The organism is Streptomyces sp. (assembly GCF_036566765.1).
Taxonomy (GTDB): domain Bacteria; phylum Actinomycetota; class Actinomycetes; order Streptomycetales; family Streptomycetaceae; genus Streptomyces.
In genome coordinates this window covers 1-18,148 of the sequence record NZ_DATCVQ010000042.1, presented here as the reverse complement: position 1 = coordinate 18,148, position 18,148 = coordinate 1, and the positions used below count along the sequence as shown (strand labels likewise).

At 73.1% G+C, this 18,148-nt stretch carries 18 protein-coding genes; 13 read left to right on the top strand and 5 right to left on the bottom strand.

The window, feature by feature from the left end:
* The 5 genes from VIU94_RS02145 to VIU94_RS02125 form a co-directional block, all read left to right on the top strand.
* On the top strand, positions 1–174 hold a 174-nt coding region (locus tag VIU94_RS02145; protein WP_331906882.1), incomplete at its 5' end, for a phosphoribosyl-ATP diphosphatase.
* A 44-nt stretch (positions 175–218) separates the two neighbouring features.
* Positions 219–1,067, top strand: a complete 849-nt coding sequence (hisG, locus tag VIU94_RS02140) for an ATP phosphoribosyltransferase (protein ID WP_331906880.1) — start codon at positions 219–221, stop codon at positions 1,065–1,067.
* A 33-nt stretch (positions 1,068–1,100) separates the two neighbouring features.
* Entirely contained in the window at positions 1,101–1,562 is a 462-nt protein-coding gene (locus VIU94_RS02135) for a PH domain-containing protein (protein ID WP_331906878.1), read from the top strand.
* A gap of 229 nt (positions 1,563–1,791) precedes the next feature.
* A complete protein-coding gene (locus VIU94_RS02130; protein WP_331906876.1) occupies positions 1,792–3,123 on the top strand; it encodes a hemolysin family protein in 1,332 nt (443 codons plus the stop codon).
* A complete protein-coding gene (locus VIU94_RS02125; RefSeq protein WP_331906874.1) occupies positions 3,120–4,190 on the top strand; it encodes a hemolysin family protein in 1,071 nt (356 codons plus the stop codon). The genes VIU94_RS02130 and VIU94_RS02125 overlap by 4 nt, the downstream gene beginning before the upstream one ends.
* A gap of 112 nt (positions 4,191–4,302) precedes the next feature.
* Here the strand turns inward: VIU94_RS02125 and VIU94_RS02120 are convergent, their stop codons facing one another.
* Positions 4,303–6,207 carry an AAA family ATPase gene (locus VIU94_RS02120; RefSeq protein ID WP_331906872.1) on the bottom strand — a complete coding sequence of 635 codons (1,905 nt, stop codon included), beginning with the start codon at positions 6,205–6,207 and terminating at the stop codon, positions 4,303–4,305.
* A gap of 313 nt (positions 6,208–6,520) precedes the next feature.
* The gene (locus VIU94_RS02115; RefSeq protein ID WP_331906870.1) at positions 6,521–7,147 is read right to left on the bottom strand and encodes a uridine kinase family protein; all 627 of its coding nucleotides are present in this window, start codon (positions 7,145–7,147) and stop codon (positions 6,521–6,523) included.
* Between the two features lie 237 nt (positions 7,148–7,384).
* Here VIU94_RS02115 and VIU94_RS02110 point away from each other — a divergent pair, with 237 nt between their 5' ends.
* Positions 7,385–8,758, top strand: a complete 1,374-nt coding sequence (locus VIU94_RS02110) for a C39 family peptidase (protein WP_331906868.1) — start codon at positions 7,385–7,387, stop codon at positions 8,756–8,758.
* Positions 8,759–8,936: 178 nt separating this feature from the next.
* The gene (locus VIU94_RS02105) at positions 8,937–10,109 is read left to right on the top strand and encodes an acyl-CoA dehydrogenase family protein (protein WP_331906866.1); all 1,173 of its coding nucleotides are present in this window, start codon (positions 8,937–8,939) and stop codon (positions 10,107–10,109) included.
* Here the strand turns inward: VIU94_RS02105 and VIU94_RS02100 are convergent.
* Positions 10,072–10,344 (bottom strand): hypothetical protein, encoded by a 273-nt coding sequence (locus VIU94_RS02100; protein ID WP_331906864.1) that lies wholly within the window; start codon positions 10,342–10,344, stop codon positions 10,072–10,074. The two genes, VIU94_RS02105 and VIU94_RS02100, sit on opposite strands and share 38 nt — an antisense overlap.
* Before the next feature lie 191 nt (positions 10,345–10,535).
* On the opposite strand from VIU94_RS02100, the gene VIU94_RS02095 reads away from it, so the two are divergent.
* Positions 10,536–11,657 carry an Rv3169 family protein gene (locus VIU94_RS02095; RefSeq protein ID WP_331906862.1) on the top strand — a complete coding sequence of 374 codons (1,122 nt, stop codon included), beginning with the start codon at positions 10,536–10,538 and terminating at the stop codon, positions 11,655–11,657.
* Between the two features lie 10 nt (positions 11,658–11,667).
* Positions 11,668–12,768: a phosphotransferase family protein gene (locus tag VIU94_RS02090; protein ID WP_331906860.1), complete on the top strand. Its 1,101-nt coding sequence runs from the start codon at positions 11,668–11,670 to the stop codon at positions 12,766–12,768.
* Between the two features lie 33 nt (positions 12,769–12,801).
* On the opposite strand, the gene VIU94_RS02085 is transcribed toward VIU94_RS02090, so the two are convergent.
* Positions 12,802–13,176 (bottom strand): hypothetical protein, encoded by a 375-nt coding sequence (locus VIU94_RS02085; RefSeq protein WP_331906858.1) that lies wholly within the window; start codon positions 13,174–13,176, stop codon positions 12,802–12,804.
* 234 nt (positions 13,177–13,410) lie between these two features.
* Between VIU94_RS02085 and VIU94_RS02080 the strand changes: the two genes are divergently transcribed.
* The 4 genes from VIU94_RS02080 (at position 13,411) to fxsA (ending at position 17,605) form a co-directional block, all read left to right on the top strand.
* The gene (locus VIU94_RS02080; protein WP_116162068.1) at positions 13,411–13,851 is read left to right on the top strand and encodes an Lrp/AsnC family transcriptional regulator; all 441 of its coding nucleotides are present in this window, start codon (positions 13,411–13,413) and stop codon (positions 13,849–13,851) included.
* A gap of 93 nt (positions 13,852–13,944) precedes the next feature.
* Positions 13,945–15,579: an amidohydrolase gene (locus tag VIU94_RS02075; protein WP_331906856.1), complete on the top strand. Its 1,635-nt coding sequence runs from the start codon at positions 13,945–13,947 to the stop codon at positions 15,577–15,579.
* A 541-nt stretch (positions 15,580–16,120) separates the two neighbouring features.
* The gene (locus VIU94_RS02070) at positions 16,121–16,900 is read left to right on the top strand and encodes a polyprenol monophosphomannose synthase (RefSeq protein WP_331906854.1); all 780 of its coding nucleotides are present in this window, start codon (positions 16,121–16,123) and stop codon (positions 16,898–16,900) included.
* Positions 16,901–17,011: 111 nt separating this feature from the next.
* Complete coding sequence (gene fxsA / locus VIU94_RS02065) at positions 17,012–17,605, top strand: FxsA family membrane protein (protein WP_331906852.1); 594 nt, start codon at positions 17,012–17,014, stop codon at positions 17,603–17,605.
* 80 nt (positions 17,606–17,685) lie between these two features.
* On the opposite strand, the gene VIU94_RS02060 is transcribed toward fxsA, so the two are convergent.
* A complete protein-coding gene (locus VIU94_RS02060; protein WP_026278069.1) occupies positions 17,686–18,060 on the bottom strand; it encodes an RNA polymerase-binding protein RbpA in 375 nt (124 codons plus the stop codon).
* Positions 18,061–18,148 lie beyond the last annotated feature (88 nt).

Here is an 18,148-nt window from a genome sequence, read left to right as displayed (position 1 = left end):
GGTGTGCATGCCATCGGTAAGAAGGTCGTCGAGGAGGCCGCCGAGGTGTGGATGGCCGCCGAGTACGAGGGCAAGGAAGCCGCCGCCGAGGAGATCTCCCAGCTGCTGTACCACGTCCAGGTGATGATGGTCGCCCGCGGGATCTCCCTCGACGACGTCTACGCCCACCTCTGAGTACCGCCCCCGTCACACAGGCACGAACAAAGGAAGCCCGTCTCATGCTGCGCATCGCCGTCCCCAACAAGGGTTCACTGTCCGGACCTGCGTCGGCGATGCTCCATGAGGCCGGCTACCAGCAGCGCAAGGAGTCCAAGGAGCTGGTGCTCGTGGACCCCGAGAACGAGGTCGAGTTCTTCTCCCTCCGCCCGCGCGACATCGCGATCTACGTCAGCTCCGGCAAGCTCGACATCGGCATCACCGGCCGCGATCTGCTGCTGGACTCCGGGGCCAACGCCGAGGAGATCCTCCAGCTCGGCTTCGCCCGCTCCACCTTCCGCTACGCCACCAGGCCCGGCACCGCCAAGGACGTCGGCGACTTCGGCGGAATGACCATCGCCACCTCCTACGAGGGCATCGTCGCCAAGCACCTGGCCGACGAGGGCATCGACGCCTCCGTCGTCCACCTCGACGGCGCCGTCGAGACGGCGATCCAGCTCGGCGTCGCGCAGATCATCGCGGATGTCGTGGAGACCGGCACCAGCCTGCGCAACGCGGGCCTGGAGGTCATCGGCGAGCCGATCATGAAGTCCGAGGCGGTCGTCATCCGCCGCACGGGCGCGGAGGCCGACGACCCCAAGGTGCAGCAGTTCCTGCGCCGCCTCCAGGGCGTCCTGGTCGCCCGCAGCTACGTGATGATGGACTACGACTGCCGCGCCGAGCACCTGGAGCAGGCGGTCGCGCTCACCCCCGGCCTGGAGTCGCCGACGATCTCGCCGCTCCACAACGAGGGCTGGGTCGCGGTCCGGGCCATGGTCCCGGCCAAGGACGCGCAGCGGGTCATGGACGACCTGTACCAGGTGGGCGCCCGGGCCATCCTCACGACGGCCATCCACGCCTGCCGCCTCTGAGGCCCACCCGGCCCGCCTAAGGAACCGCCGCACATGTCCGACACCCCTGTCCCGGCCCTCCCGGCCCTTCCGGTCACCTTCCGGCCGCAGCGCACCCGCGTCGTCATGCTGACCCTGGGGACGGTGGTCTTCGTCGTCATCACCGCCGTCTCCCTGATGCTGGAACGGCTCAGCCCGGCGGAGCGGGTCAGCTTCGTCTTCACCGGGGCGCTCTTCCTCGGCATCCTGTCCCTGCTCAGCCGCCCCAAGGTCGTCGCCGACGACGAGGGCGTCACGGTCGTCAACATCACCCGGAGCCGCCGGCTGGCCTGGGCGGAGATCCTCAAGGTCAACCTCCGGCCCGGCGACGCCTGGGTCTTCCTGGACCTGAGCGACGGCACCAGCCTGCCCGCGCTCGGCATCCAGCCCGGCATCGCCAAGGAGCAGGCCATCCGCGACGCCCGCGCGCTGCGCGCCCTCGCGGACGCCCGCGGCACCTGTACCGACGCCGACTGACGGCCGCCGGGGGCGAGGCCCGGTCCCCCATACGGGGCCGACCCCCTGCCCCCGGACGGGCCGGCGTGACTAATCTGGAGGCGGTGGTGCCCAGCGGCGCCACCGCCTCGCGTGCACCGGGCCCCGGCCGCCCGCGGGGCCTTTCCCTGCGAACCGAGGAGTGACTCCCTCCGGCAATGGACGGATCGTCCGGTAGTACCTGCGCCGCCCCCTCATACGAGGCGGCGGCATGATCATCCCCCTGCTTCTGCTGCTCGCGGCCCTGCTCCTGATCCTCGCGAACGGCTTCTTCGTGGCCGCCGAGTTCGGCCTCGTCACCGTGGAACGCCCCGACGCCGAGCAGGCCGCGGCCGCCGGCGACCGGCGCGCCCGTACCGTCGTCAAGGCCCTGGGCGAGCTGTCGTTCCAGCTCTCGGGCACCCAGCTCGGCATCACCATCACCTCCCTCGTCGTCGGCATGCTCGCCCAGCCCGCGCTCGCCGCGCTGCTGGCCGGCCCGTTCACCGCGGCCGGACTGCCCGCCGGGGCGGTCCCCGGCGTCGCGGTCGTGACCGGCATGCTGCTGGCCTCCGCCGTCCAGATGGTGATCGGCGAGTTGGTCCCCAAGAACTGGGCGGTCTCCCGGCCGCTCCAGGTGGCCCGGTTCGTCGCCGGACCGCAGTACCTGTTCTCCTCGGCCTTCCGGCCGGTGATCGCCCTGCTCAACGCGGTCGCCAACCGGCTCGTCCGGCTGCTCGGCGTCGAGCCGACCGAGGAACTGGCCTCCGCCCGCACCCCCGGCGAACTGGTCGCGCTCGCCCGCCACTCGGCCCGCGCCGGGGCGCTCGAACAGGACACCGCGGACCTCTTCGTACGGACCCTGTCGCTCGGCGGACTGACCGCCCAGCACGTGATGACCCCGCGTGTGAAGGTCAGCTCGCTGCGGGCCGACGCCACCGCGGCCGACGTCCTCAACCTGACCCGTGCCACCGGCCTCTCGCGCTTCCCGGTCTACCGGGACCGCATCGACGAGATCACCGGCATGGTCCACCTCAAGGACGCGCTCGCCGTCCCCGCGCCCGACCGGCTGCGCACGGCCGTCGGCCGGATCGCCGTCCCGCCGCTGCTCGTGCCCGAGACCCTTCCGGTGCAGCGGCTGCTCGAACGGCTCCGGCGGGAGCAGCCGATCGCGGTCGTCGTCGACGAGTACGGCGGCACCGCCGGCGTCGTCACCCTGGAGGACATCGTCGAGGAGCTCGTCGGCGAGGTCCGCGACGAGCACGACATCGCCGCCGACGAGCGCCCCGAACTGACCGCCGTCGCCGCCGAGGACGGCCAGCCGGCCTGGGAGGCGGACGGCAGCTGCCGGGTGCACACCCTGCACCGGATAGGCCTCGAAGTGCCCGACGGGCCGTACGAGACCGTCGCCGGCCTCGTCGCGGACCTGCTCGGCCGGATCCCCGCCCCCGGCGACCGCGCCGAGCTGCCCGGCTGGCGGCTCTGCGTGCGGCAGGTCGACCGGTACCGCGCCGAGCGGGTCCGCCTGGTGCGGACGGCGAAGGTCCCGGAGGCCGCCCGGTGAGCGCGATCCAACTGCTGTTCGCGCTGCTCCTGGTGGTCGCGAACGGCTTCTTCGTCGGCGCCGAGTTCGCGCTGGTCTCGGTGCGCCGCAGCCAGATCGAGCCGCTGCCCGGCAAGCGGGCCCGGCAGGTGCTGTACGGCCTGGAGAACCTGCCGCAGATGATGGCGGCGGCCCAGTTCGGCATCACCGTCTGCTCGCTCACCCTGGGCGCGGTCGCCGAGCCGACCGTGGCCCGGCTCCTGGAGCCGGTCTTCCACGCGGTCCGGGTTCCCGAGGGCCTGATCCATCCGCTGGGCTACGTGGTCGCCCTCGCGCTGGTGGTCTTCCTGCATCTCGTCGTCGGCGAGATGGTGCCGAAGAACCTGGCCATGGCGGCGCCGGAGCGCACCGCGCTCTGGCTGAGCCCGGCCCTGGTCGGCTTCGCCCGGCTCTGCCGCCCGGTCACCACGGCGCTCGGCGCCTGCGCCCGGGTCGTGCTGCGGGCCTTCCGGGTCGAGCCCAAGGACGAGGTGGAGGCGGTCTTCACCAGCACCCAGCTCGGCCGGCTCGTCGAGGACGCCGGCCAGGCCGGACTGCTCGACCCGGCCGAGCAGGAGCGCCTGGAGGACGCGCTCGAACTGGGCAGCCGCCCGGTGATGGACGTCCTCATCCGGCCCTCGGCCCTGGTGACGGTGAGCCCGTCCGTCACGCCCCGGGAGATCGAGGAGCTGACCGTGCGGACCGGGTACTCGCGCTTCCCGGTGCGCGGCGACGGCGGCCGGCGGTTCATGGGGTTCGTGCACGTGAAGGACGTGCTCGAACTGGAGGACCGGGAGCGGGCGGTGCCGCAGCAGGTGTGGCGGCCGATGGCCACGCTGGGGGCCGAGCTGCCGCTCGACGACGCCCTGACCGTGATGCGCCGCGCGGCGACCCACCTCGCCCAGGTCGCCGACGGCTCGGGCCGCATGCTCGGCCTGGTCGCCCTGGAGGACGTCCTGGAACTCCTGGTCGGCGAGGTCCGCGACCCGTCCCACCGCGCGACGGTCCCACCGGCCGCCCGCCCGGAGGCGAGGGCTCTCACGGGCTGACGCGGGACGGGTCGCCGAGAGACCCGACTCCCGCGGGCCACGCGCCCGGCGTCGGCCGGGGCGCGTGGCCGGGCCCGGGGAGCGCGGCAGCCTTCCGCCGGTCCAGCGCCCTTCACGCCCCCGGCGGGTCCTGTGGGTCGCGGTCCGTCGGGCCGCGGCCCGACAGGACCTCGCCGTACGCCTGCATCAGGTCCGCGAGGCGGAGGGTGGCCAGGTCCTCGCGGGTCGGGGTGCCCGGGTAGCCGGAGAGCCGCAGGTCCCGGTAGGCACAGGACTTCTCGTACAGGGTGCGCAGGAAGCGGCCGTTGCCCAGCTCGTCGATCCAGCCCTGGTCGACCACGTGGCCGCTGATCGAGCGCAGCTCGTCCAGCGCCTCCTCGTCCCAGCCGTCCCCGTTCGCCGCGGCCAGCACCTCGCCGATCGCGGTGAGTTCGAGCGGCCGGTACGAGGGGAAGTCCACCCGGGTCGTGAACCGGGAGGACAGCCCGGGGTTGGCGGCGAGCAGCCGGTCCATGCCCTCGGGGTAGCCGGCGAGGATCACGACCAAGTGGTCGCGGTTGTCCTCGGCGCGCTTGAGCAGCACCTGCAGGGCCTCGTCGCCGTACGCGTCGCCCTTGCTGTAGCCGGAGTTGGAGAGTGAGTACGCCTCGTCGACGAAGAGCACCCCGCCGACGGCGGAGTCGATCAGCTCGTTGGCCTTCACGGCGGTCTGCCCGAGGAACTCGCCCACCAGGTCGGCCCGTTGGGCCTCCACGAGATGATCGCCGCCGAGCAGCCCCAGGGCGTAGAAGACCCGGCCGATGATTCGGGCGACGGTGGTCTTCCCGGTGCCGGAGGGGCCGGAGAAGACGAAGTGGCGCTTCGGCGGCTGCACCGGAAGCCCCTGGTCGGCCCGCAGCCGGGCCATCTCCAGCTGCGCGGACAACGCCTTGACCTGGCGCTTCACCGGCTCCATGCCGACCATCCGCTCCAGCTCGGCGAGCGCCTCGGCGAGCAGGGCCGGGTCGGTCGCGCCGGCCGGGAAGCGCGGCGGCACCGGCCGGCCCGGTACGGCCGCCTTCTCGCGCACCCCGTCCGGCGGCGGCGCGGGCGGTGTGGCGCCGGCGACCGGCGGCTGGAGCGGATCGCCGCCGAGCCGCAGCACCTCCCCGAGCGGGCCCTCGGTCTCGGCCCGGTCCGCGTCCACGCTGTCCTGGCCCAGGCCCCCGAGCGCCACCGCGGCGTACCCGGCCGGGTCGTCGGGCCCCTCGAAGCCGTCGTACTCCGCGATCGCGGCGAGCCGGGCCGAGGTGTCCATGAACGCCGGGTCGATCCGGTGCACCGCCCGGTACAGGGGGAGCGCCGCGGCGCTGCGGCCCGTGCCCTCGTGCGCCCGGGCCAGCCAGTACCGCAGCTCCTTGCGCTGCGGCTGCTCGCTGCGGCAGCGCATCAGCGCGGCGGACAGCAGCGGCTCGGCCTGCGCGTACATCTCAAGGCGGACCCGGGCCATGCCGCCGAACAGCCCGGCCTCGATCCCGAGCAGCGGGTCTTCGACCAGCGGCTCGGTGTGCCGGACCAGCTGGTCCCAGTCCTTGACCAGGTAGGCGCGGCAGGCGTGCAGGAAGCGGACCTGCGGATCGGTGTCGACCGGCGGCAGCCCGGCGAGCGCCCGGTCCAGCTCGGGCACGTGCCGGCCGTCCAGCCAGTGCGAGGCGTGGGCGAGGAGCAGATCGCGCGGGCTCTCCAGGACCGGCTGGACCCACCAGCCGAGCCAGTACCAGGAGTTCAGGGTGCGCCGGTGGCGGGCCCGCTGCTCGCCGAACCGATCCTGGTTGCGGTACATCCGCAGCAGCGCGGTGGTGGTGTCGACGCGCAGCGCGTGCAGTCCGAGCCAGCCGTCCGCCATGCCGGGATCGATCCGCACCGCGGCCCGGAACTCCTCCTCGGCCTGCGGGTACGCGCCCATCGTGTACGCGTCGACGCCGCGCAGCCAGGCGAGCTCGGCCGGGGCGAGCGCGCCGCGCGCGCCACTGTCCATCGGGTCCCCCACTACCCAACCGCCTTCTCGTGGACGGGATTTGACCGCACCTGGGGCATCGTACCTGCGCAGCAGGGGTGCGAGTGAGGAGTCGGCAGCGATCCGGCGACGATAACCCTGGGTAAGCGCACAGGGTCGCGCGGTGCGGCGGAGAAGGCGAACGAGGGCAGAACGAAGCCCCCGATCACGGGGGAACAACCGGGGGCTTCGCGTCCGCGGCAGCTCCGAAAAGCCGCACATTGAGAACGTAAGACCTGTACGCCCCGTCGGTCAAGCCGAGTTGGAGCACTCTCGGAAGTCGATGTCCGACTGCTCAGTACGGGGGCCGGACGCCGTCACGAAGCGTGATGATCTGGTTCGGGCCTGAGGCCGCAGAAGGGCCCGGGAGCCACTCGTACCCCACCTGTCCCTCGCGTACCAGCGTGTCCGCGAACGGACGTGAAGGGTCCATGGAGAAGTGGCGTGTCTCCGCCACCGTCCAGCCGTCCCAGAATGCGGACTGCGCCGCCCCGTCCCGGTGCCTGCCCCGGATCCAGGACGCCTCGGGCTCCCGTTCCATCCACAGCAGCCGCGCCAGATGCGGGCGCAGCGCCCGGCGGCCCGACCCGACGCCCTCGACGAGCACGACGGGTGCGGCCGGCAGTGCGCGCGGCGGTCCGAAGGTCCGCAGGATCCAGTCGTACGGGCGGTAGTGCGCGGTCTCGCCCCGGGACAGCGGCGCGATCACCTCGGCCAGCATCCGGTCGGTCCAGGAGAAGAGCTCCTCGTGGGTGGCGAGGTCGTCGAGGTGCAGGACCGGCGCGTCGCCCAGCGCCTCGGCGAGCCGGGCGGCGAAGGTGGACTTCCCCGAGCCGGCGTGCCCGTCCACGGCGACGATCCGCACGGGCCCGCAGGACGGCGGCAGGGCGCGCAGCGCGGCGGCGTGGGCGAGGAGGTCCATGGGCCCAGCGTATCGAGGGGGTGCGGCACCGCCCCAGGTCAGCCCGGCGTGGACGCCAGTGGTCGAGACCAATATTGGTTCGCACGACGCGGTGCGCAGTGCTGGCAGAAGCCGTGGCCGACCCGCGATAGTGGCCCCCGCGGCGCGGCGAGACCCGCGCCGGGAGTCCCGTACCGCGAAGCCCATCAGCACCCCGTCCCTCATCCGTCGTTCCCGCCGAACCCGACCGGGGGTCACATGACCAGTTCCACTCCGCGCAGGACCGTGCTGACCGCCGCGCTCGCCGCCGCCGCAGGGGCGGCCGGAGCGGCCGCGCCCGTGGCGAACGCCGACGACCGCGCCGCCGCACCAAACGCCGCCGAGCGTCACGTGCCCGTGCCCGGCCTCGTCGACAACAGCTCCTGGACCTCCTACACCGACTGGCGCTCCGGCGACGCCGCCGGCGTGCGGGCCGTCGCGGGCCGCCGCCCCGGCCTGGTGATCGACGCCCCCGCCGGGCGCACCGACTACACCGACCCGCACACCGGGAAAGCCTCCGCCTGGGAGTACGCCTCCTGGACCTCCCCGGTCCATGCCTCCACCGTCCCCGCCACCGAGGTCATCACCTCCTGGAACGCCGACACCCCGGCCGGTACCTGGCTCCAGGTCGAGCTGACCGGCACGTACTCGGACGGCACGTGGACACCCTGGTACGTGCTCGGCCGCTGGGCCTCCGGCGACGGCGACATCCGGCGCACCTCGGTCGACGACCAGACCGACGGCCGGAGCACCGTCTGGACCGACACCCTCGCCGTCGACGACGCGGCGAGCGGGCTGCGCCTGCTCGCGTACCGGCTGCGCCTCACCCTGTACCGCGCCCCCGGCTCGGGTCTGACCCCCACGGTGTGGCGGCTCGGCGCGATGGCCTCGGACATCCCGGACCGGTTCACCGTCCCCGCCTCCGAGCCCGGGCTCGGCCGGGAGCTGGCGGTGCCGCGCTACTCGCAGAACACCCACGTCGGGCAGTACCCGGAGTACGACAACGGCGGCGAGGCCTGGTGCAGCCCCACCTCCTCGCAGATGATCGTCGAGTACTGGGGGCGCCGCCCCACCGCCGAGCAGCTGACCTGGGTGAACCCGGCCTTCGCCGACCCGCAGGTCTGTCACGCCGCCCGGTTCACGTACGACTACCAGTACGCGGGCTGCGGCAACTGGTCCTTCAACGCCGCGTACGCCGCCACGTACGAGGACATGAGCGCGGTCGTCACCCGGCTGCGCTCGCTCACCGAGCTGGAGACGCTGATCGCGGCGGGCATCCCGGTCATAACGTCACAGTCCTTCCGCAAGGAGGAGCTGACCGGCGCGGGCTACGGCACCTCCGGCCACCTGATGACCGTCGTCGGCTTCACCGCCGCCGGCGACGTCGTCGCCAACGACCCGGCCTCGCCGAACAACGAGGCGGTCCGCCGGGTCTACCACCGGCGCGAGTGGGAGAACATCTGGCTGCGCACCAAGCGGTACAACGCGAGCGGCAAGGTGGTCTCCGGCACCGGGGGCGTCTGTTACGTGTACTTCCCGGCGCACCCCACTCCCGCGCAGCGCAAGGCGCTGGCGGCCGTCGGCATCGGCTGAGCCACCGCCGGGGCCGGGCGGCGGGCCTGACCGACCCGCCGAACGGGCATACTCCTCCCGCCACAGCCGCCGGTCGCCGCGATCCGTGATCCGGACGGGCAGCATCGGCCTGTGAGTCACGGCGGCGCCGCCGACCCCGCGCGCCGCCGCCGCGCCCGACAGGGAGGAGCACGCCGCCATGTCCGACCGCGCCCCGCAGCAGGTGGAACGCCGACTGCCCACCGACGAGGCCAGGGACCTGCTCGCCCTGGTCCGCGAGATCGCCCAGCGCGAGATCGCGCCCGGCGCCGCCGAGGAGGAGGCCGCCGGGCACTTCCCCCGTGAGGTCTTCGCGCTGCTCTCCGACGCCGGCCTGCTGGCGCTGCCGTACGACTCCGCCTACGGCGGCGGAGATCAGCCGTACGAGGTCTATCTGCAGATGCTGGAGGAGCTGGCCGCCGTCCGGCTCACCGTCGGGCTCGGCGTCAGCGTGCACACCCTGTCCTGCCATGCGCTCGCCCACTTCGGCGGCAAGGACCAGCGGGCCGCCCATCTGCCCGCGATGCTCGGCGGCGGGCTGCTCGGCGCGTACTGCCTGTCCGAGCCGTCCTCCGGCTCGGACGCCGCGGCTCTGCGCACCCGGGCCGTCCGCGACGGCGAGGACTGGGTGATCACCGGCACCAAGGCGTGGATCACGCACGGCGGGGTCGCCGACTTCTACACCGTGCTCGCGCGCACCGGCGAGGAGGGGCCCAAGGGGATCACCGCCTTCCTCGTGCCCGGGGACGCCCCCGGGCTGACCGCCGCCGCACCCGAGAAGAAGATGGGCATGAAGGGCTCGCCCACCGCCCAGCTGCACTTCGACGGGGTGCGGGTGCCCGACGCGCGCCGGATCGGCGAGGAGGGGCAGGGCTTCACGATCGCGCTCGCCGCGCTGGACTCCGGACGGCTCGGCATTGCCGCCTGCGCCGTCGGGGTCGCACAGGCCGCGCTCGACGCGGCGGTCGCGTACGCGACCGACCGACGCCAGTTCGGCCGGCCGATCGCCGACTTCCAGGGTCTGCGCTTCCTGCTCGCGGACATGGCGACCCGGATCGAGGCGGGGCGTGCCCTGTACCTGGAGGCGGCCCGGGTACGGGACGCGGGCCGGCCGTTCGCCAAGCAGGCGGCGATGGCCAAGCTGTTCTGCTCGGACGCCGCGATGCAGGTGACCATCGACGCGGTGCAGGTGCTTGGCGGCTACGGCTACACCGCGGACTTCCCGGTGGAACGGCTGATGCGGGAGGCGAAGGCGCTGCAGATCGTCGAGGGCACCAACCAGATCCAGCGGATGGTCATCGCACGACAGGTCGTGGGACCAGAGTCCCGCTGACCCCGCTGGCGCGTACCGTGCGGTCCGCCCAGATCGGCGCGGCGGCGAGCCGGGTCCACTCCGGGTCGCGGCGGCCCGGCAGAGTGCGGCCGTGGCTCGCCCACTGGCGGAGCAGCGCCTGGTAGATGGGCGGGTCGGCGGGCGGCGGGGCCGGCTGCGGAACCGATTCTTCAGCGCCCGTGTCCACCCGGCGCCAGCGTCCGTACCCGCTCGGCGCGGTGTAGGTCGAGGTCATGCCCGGCTCAACGCGCACCGCCCCGGCCGGGTCACCCTCGCGGGCATTCGAGCGAAGGTTCGCCCCTTACCCGGATGCCGGGGAGGCCGTGACCCCGGCGCCGGCGGCGAAGCCGGGGCGCGCACGGCTCTGGTCGATCGAGGAGTTTCTGACGTACCGTCAACTTCCCTTGGTCGACCAGGAGGTCACACGTGTCAGACGATCGGCCCGTCGCACTCGACGAGTACCCCGTGCACCAGGCGCCGCTGTCGATGAAGCACCACGTCAGCGGCGATCGGAACGCCTACGACCGGTGCATCTTCCACGTCTTCGACCACGCCGGCCGCGCCCTGCTCATCGCCGGCCTCGGCGTCTACCCCAACACCGGCGTCATCGACGCCTACGCCACCCTGCGCACTGGCGACCGGCTGCACGCGGTCCGCGCCTCCGACGCGCTCGGCGACGACCGGATGAACCTCGCCGTCGGCCCACTGCGCATCACCGTCGACGAGCCCCTCAAGCGGCTCACCCTGCACTGCGCCGCAGACCCCGACGACCCGGACGGCCTCTCCTTCGATCTCACCTGGACCGGAGACTTCCCGGCCCTCTGGGAACCGCACCACACCCAGCGCCGCGGCGACCGGCTCACGCTCGAAGGCCGCCGCTTCGTCCAGGCCGGCCACTGCACCGGCGTGATCCGGGCCGGCGGCGAGGAGTTCACCGTCACCGCGGGGGAGTGGACCGGGACCCGCGACCGCAGCTGGGGCGTCCGCCCCATCCCCGGCGAGGAGCCCGGCCGGGCCGACGAGTTCCGCCCCGAGGGCTTCCACTGGCTCTGGATCCCGATGCGCTTCGACGACCGCTTCGTCATGGTCATCGTCCAGGAGGACGCCGACGGCTACCGCACCCTCAACGAGGCCGTCCTCGTGCGCGACGGGCAGCGCGACGCCCAACTCGGCTGGCCCCGCACCGACATCGCCTACCGCCCCGGCACCCGGCACCCCGAACGCGCCGTCGTGCACCTCGCCGACCCGGCCGGCAAGCCCCTGGAGGTCGGCGTCGAGATCCTCGCCTCCTCCCCGCTCGCCGTCGGCGCCGGCTACCCGCCCTCCGCCGACTGGCAGCACGGCACCTGGCAGGGCCGCGACTGGACCGACCGCCGCGTGTACGACCTCTCCGACCCGGCCGCCCACCCCATGGCCGCCTTCGGCGTCACCGACCACGCCGCCCGCTTCACCCTCGACGGCCGCACCGGATACGGGATCTTCGAGCACGGATCCTTCGGCCGCCACGACCCCAGCGGCTTCGCCGACTACACCGCCACCGCCGAGTGAGGAGCAGCCCATGGCCACCGCACCCCGCCCCCGCACCACCACCCGCGACCCCGAGGAGCTCGGCCGGCGGCTGAGCGCCTGGCTCGACCCGAAACTGCCCGGGGCCAGGATCACCGACCTCGCCGTCCCCGGCTCCAACGGCATGTCCAGCGAGACCCTGCTGTTCACCGTCGACCACCCGGACGCCCCGGTCCGCGGCTGCGCCCTGCGGCTGGCCGCCGACCCCGCCGCGTACACGATCTTCCCGGTGTACGACATGGAGCGGCAGCACCGCGTGATGCGGCTGGTCGGCGAGCACACCGACCTGCCCGTGCCCCAGGTGCTCTGGCTGGAGCCGGACCCCGGCCCGCTCGGCGCGCCGTTCTTCGTGATGGCCCGGGCCGAGGGCCGCGTCCCGCCGGACGTCATGCCCTACACGTACGAGGGGAACTGGCTGCACTCCGCCACCGACGCCGAACGCGCCCGACTGGAGGCCGCCTCGGTCGCCGTCCTCGCCCGGCTGCACGACCAGTTCCCGGCGAAGGAGGCCGAGTTCCTCATGCCGGCCGGCGACGGCAGCCCGCTGCGCCGCCATGTCGACGCCCAACGCGCCTACTACGCCTGGGTCGTCGAGGGACTCGCGCCCTCGCCGCTGATCGAGTCCGCCTTCGCCTGGCTGGAGGACCACTGGCCCGCGGACGAGGGACCCGCCGTGCTCAACTGGGGCGACGCCCGCATCGGGAACATCGTCTACGACGGCTTCGAACCGGCAGCCGTGCTCGACTGGGAGATGGCCGGGTACGCCCCGCGCGAGGTCGACCTCGGCTGGACCGTCTACCTGCACCGGTTCTTCCAGGACCTCACGGTGAGCTTCGGCCAGCCCGGACTGCCGGACTTCCTGCGCCGGGAGGACGTCGAGCGGCGCTACGCCGGACTGACCGGCCACACGCCGCGCGACATGGAGTTCCACACCCTCTACGCGGCCCTGCGGCACGCGATCGTCATGCTCAGAGTCGCGTACCGGCAGGCGCACTTCGGAGAGGTCGAGGTGCCGGCGAACGCCGAGGACGTGGACAGCCTGATCCTGCACCACGCCACTCTGGAAGCGATGGTGCGCGGGGACTACTGGTAGGGGTGGTGCGGAGGGACTGCTGCGGCGTCGCCGTCAGGCGGCGCGGCGCATCTGCGGCACCTTGATCGGACGCGAGCCCGGACCGCCGACGTGCGAGAAGGGCTGCATCCGCCAGTCGAGACCCTGCGGGAGCGTCAGCAGGAGGGCGGTGTCCTGCTCCTGGACCTCGCGGGTCTCGTCCGCCGGAAGGGCGTCCGCGGCCGCGCGACCGGTGCCCGGGCAGACGGTCAGCGTGAACGGGTTCCACGGCGTCGGGCAGAGCGCGTGCTCCGGGAGCACGTCCTCGTCCGCGAGCAGCGCGATCGGCTGGGCGCAGTCCGGGCAGACGACCCGGTACATCTCGAACGTGTCGTAGGCATCCAGGACGTCGTCCTCGGCGATCACGACGGAATCAACAGGCTCCTGCATGGAGAATCTCCCCCTCGGGTGGGTCGACCAGTACGTATGGCCTCGACCACAGCAAGCAATGCCCATCGCGCCCGCGCGGTAACCGCGAGGTCACGATCCACTCCGTCGCGGAGCTGTGGCATTCGTCACATGCCCGTCGCAGGTGCCGGGCAGATGCCGCGCACGTGCCCATTGGTGCGCTTTGGGGTGCCCTCCGACTGTGCCGATCCGCACCCGGGGCCGTAAGTTGACCGCATGGAGGAGCTGGATCGTCAGATCGTCGAATTGCTGGTCAAGGACGGGCGCATGAGCTACACCGACCTGGGCAAGGCCACCGGCCTGTCCACCTCGGCGGTGCATCAGCGCGTCCGGCGCCTCGAGCAGCGCGGGGTGATCCGCGGCTATGCCGCGGTCGTCGACCCCGAGGCCGTGGGCCTTCCTCTGACCGCCTTCATCTCGGTGAAACCGTTCGACCCCAGCGCCCCCGACGACACCCCGGACCGGCTCGCCGACATCCCGGAGATCGAGGCCTGCCACAGCGTGGCCGGCGACGAGAACTACATCCTCAAGGTGCGCGTCGCCACCCCGCTCGAGCTGGAGCACCTGCTCACCCGCATCCGCACCCAGGCAGGCGTCTCCAGCCGCACCACGGTCGTCCTGTCCACCCCGTACGAGGCCAGGCCGCCGCGCATCTGAGGGAGCCCGCGGGGCCGGGCCGTGGCGCGGTCCGGGCCGCCGTCCGCCGGGGGTCGTCCGTACCGGCCCCGGCCACTCCCTAGGCTGGTCACCATGACCGACAGCCTGACCCAGAACCTCCCCGAGGACGCGCACCGCACCGTCCTGCTGCGCAGGGGAGAAGTCCACAGCCCCGCAGACCCCTTCGCCACCGCCATGGTGGTGGAGCGCGGGCACGTCGCCTGGGTGGGCTCCGAGGGAGCGGCCGACGCTTTCGCCGACGGTGTCGACGAAGTGATCGACCTCGACGGCGCGCTGGTCACCCCCGCCTTCGTCGACGCCCATGTGCACACCACCGCGACCGGCCTCGCCCTGACCGGGCTCGACCTGTCCGGCGCGCGGTCGCTCGCCGAGGCGGCCGAGCGGATCCGCACGTACAGCGCGGCCCGGCCGGGCGACCCGATCCTCATCGGACACGGCTGGGACGCGGCGCGCTGGCCCGAACGGCGCGCCCCGCGCCGCGACGAGCTCGACGAGCTCACCGGCGGCCGTCCCCTCTATCTCACGCGGATCGACGTCCACTCGGCCGTCGTCACCACCGCCCTGCTCGACCTCGTCCCCGGCGTCCGCGCGCTCGACGGCTTCCGTGACGGCGAGCCGCTGACCGGCGACGCCCACCACGCCGTGCGCGCCGCCGCGTACGCCGCCGTCTCGCCCGCGCAGCGCACCGAGGCCCAGCGCGCCGCGCTCGCCCATGCAGCCTCCCTCGGCATCGGCACGGTGCACGAGTGCGGCGGCCCGCAGATCTCCTCCGAGGAGGACTTCACCGGTCTGCTCTCGCTCGACGGCCCCGGACCGCGGGTCGTCGGCTACTGGGCCGACCTCGACGTCGAACGGGCCCGCGCGCTCGGCGCCCACGGCGCGGCCGGCGATCTGTTCGTGGACGGCTCGCTCGGCTCGCACACCGCCTGCCTGCACGAGCCGTACGCCGACGCCGCCGCCGGTCACACCGGGATCGCGCACCTCGACGCGGCCGCCGTCGCCGCCCACGTCGTGGCCTGCACCGAGGCCGGGATCCAGGCCGGCTTCCACGCCATCGGCGACGCCGCCGTGACCTCGGTCGTCGAGGGCGTGCGAGCCGCCGCCGAGAAGGTGGGGCTCGCCCGGATCCGGGCCGCCCGGCACCGCGTCGAGCACGCCGAGATGCTCACCCCGCAGACCGTCGCCGCCTTCGCCGAACTCGGCCTCACCGCCTCCGTCCAGCCGGCCTTCGACGCGGCCTGGGGCGGCGAGGACGGCATGTACGCCGAGCGCCTCGGCATCGAGCGGGCCCGCACCCTCAACCCGTACGCCGCCCTGCTGCGCGCCGGCGTCCCGCTGGCCCTCGGCTCGGACAGCCCGGTGACCCCGCTGGATCCCTGGGGCACCGTCCGGGCCGCCGCCTTCCACCGCACCCCCGAGCACCGGGTCTCCGTCCGGGCCGCCTTCACCGCCCACACGCGCGGCGGCTGGCGGGCCGTCGGCCGCGACGACGCGGGCGCCCTGGTCCCCGGCGCGCCGGCCGACTACGCGGTCTGGCGCACCGGCGAGCTCGTGGTGCAGGCGCCCGACGACCGGGTGGCCCGCTGGTCGACCGATCCGCGCTCCGGTACGCCCGGTCTGCCCGATCTGACCCCCGGCCGGGAACTCCCCGTCTGCCTGCGGACGGTGGTCTCCGGACAAACCGTGTTCACGCGGCCGAACGTGTGACATTGGGACATTTCGTACCGCGGAAACACGCCGGAAGAGTTCCGCCGCGACCTGCGGATCTTCCTCGCTGACCTGGCCTTTCCCGTCGTCGGCGCAGGTCAAACGAGTGTTGACAGGAAGCCGCCACCGGCCGGTAGGTTCGGCGCGTCCACCACGGGACGTCCGACCGGTTCACACCTCCACGCAGTCGTCGAACGCCGCTGGGTCATGGGAGCGATCGCGCCGCACGGCGCGACCGCCTCGGAGCCAGGTTCAGCGCCCGCGCCTCGGGGGCGAGGGAAGGTTCTTCCGGCGGAGGGTGCGATCCGGGTGGGGCCCGGGCGTTCAGTAGACAACGGCTCTCGGTCGACCCGCAGCCAGCGGGTCCCAGGTCGGCCCGAAGGACGCCGGGCCCCTATCCGCACCGCACCCGCGACGCCCCGTACCGGGCCGAAGCGGCGCCCGCACGCGCCAGCACGTGCCCGCACGCGCCCGCGCCGACGACCCCGCGCAGGGACCTCGCTATGGTGGGGACTCGCGTAAGGACGTCAAAGGGGCAGCAGTGAACGACGGTGGGCAGCGGCGGTACGGCCCGCTCGGCAGAACGTTGGTGATCATTCCGACGTACAACGAGGCCGAGAACATCAAGCCGATCGTCGCCCGGGTGCGCGAAGCGGTCCCCGAGGCGCACATCCTGGTCGCCGACGACAACAGCCCCGACGGCACCGGCAAGTTCGCCGACGAGCTCTCCGCCGACGACGACCACGTCCACGTCCTGCACCGCAAGGGCAAGGAGGGCCTCGGCGCCGCGTACCTCGCCGGCTTCCGCTGGGGCATCGAGCACGACTTCGGCGTCCTGGTCGAGATGGACGCCGACGGCTCGCACCAGCCCGAGGAACTGCCCCGCCTGCTGACCGCGCTCAAGGGCGCCGACCTCGTGCTCGGCTCCCGCTGGGTGCCCGGCGGCCGCATCGTGAACTGGCCCAAGTCCCGCCAGGTCATCTCCCGCGGCGGCAGCCTCTACTCCCGCGTCCTGCTCGACCTGCCGCTGCGCGACATCACGGGCGGCTACCGGGCCTTCCGCCGGGAGACCCTGGAGGGCCTCGGCCTGGAGCAGGTCGTCTCGGCCGGCTACTGCTTCCAGGTCGACCTGGCCCGCCGCGCGGTCGCCGCCGGCTTCCACGTGGTCGAGGTCCCGATCACCTTTGTCGAGCGCGAGATCGGCGACTCGAAGATGAGCAAGGACATCCTCGTCGAGGCGGTCTGGCGGGTCGCCGGCTGGGGCATCGGCGACCGGGCCCGCAAGGTCGGCAAGCTGCTCGGCCGCAAGCAGTCCGGCTGATCTCCCTTTCCGGCTGAGCCGCCGTCCGTCTGATCTGCCTTCCGTCTGATCTGCCCTTTGCGGCGTTCCTGTTTACGACGTTCCTGCGGCGGGCCAGGCACACTGGGGGACATGACGACCGGCTCACCGCCTCCCATCGCCCCGAAGCGCTCCCGCGCGCGTACCTTCCTTCCACTCGCGCTCGCCGTCTGGCTGGTCCTGGAGATCTGGCTGCTGACGGTGGTGGCAGGCGCGGTCGGCGGGCTGACCGTGTTCTTCCTTCTCGTCGTCGGCGCCGTGCTCGGCGCGGCCGTCGTCAAGAAGGCCGGGCGGCGCGCGTTCGCCAACCTCACGGAGACCTTCAAGGAAGCCCAGGCGGCCGCGCAGAGCGGCGTCGCCCCGAGCGCTCCGAGCCGGACCGGCGCGGACGACCGCAACGGCTTCCTGATGCTCGGCGGCCTGCTCCTGATGATCCCCGGCCTGATCTCCGACGCGGCCGGTCTGCTGCTGCTCGTGCCGCAGGTCCGCTCGGCCCTTGGCCGGTACGCGGAGAAGGCAGTGGAGCGCCGGATGCGCGCCGCGACGCCGGGAAGCCTCCAGGACGCCTTTCAGCAGGCCCGCATTCACCGACCGGACGGAAAGGTCGTGCCGGGTGAGGTCATCCGCGACGACGCGCCCCAGGGGCCTCGCGAGCCCCAGGACCCCCGCCCGCCGCTGACGCCGTAAGCAAACGCACGAACGCCGCGGGGCCCGGTACACGAGATGTGTACCGGGCCCCGCGGCGTCTTGCTTGCCGTGCTCGTCCGCTAGGCGGACTTCCGGCTGTCGCGCGGATGCACGGCGATGTTCATGGCGCCGGAGCGCAGGACGGCCAGCCTCTCGGCCAGCACCTCCTCCAGCTCCTCGCGGGTGCGCCGCTCCATGAGCATGTCCCAGTGCGTACGCGCCGGCTTGCCCTTCTTCTCCTCGGGGCCGTCCCCGTCCACCAGGAGTGCCTGGCTTCCGCAGACCTTGCACTCCCACTCCGGCGGAATCTCCGCCTCGACCGAGAACGGCATCTCAAAACGATGCCCCTTCTCGCATGCGTACTCCACCGCCTGGCGCGGGGCCAGATCGATGCCGCGGTCGGTCTCGTAGCTGGTCACCACGAGGCGCGTGCCGCGAAGAGCTCGCTCACTCATGAATCGTGCCTCCCGGGCTTGTCGCCCACAGGACAGGTGTCGCTGTCGTCGTCATCCGGTCAACGTCCGGTCGGCGGTAAAGATTCCC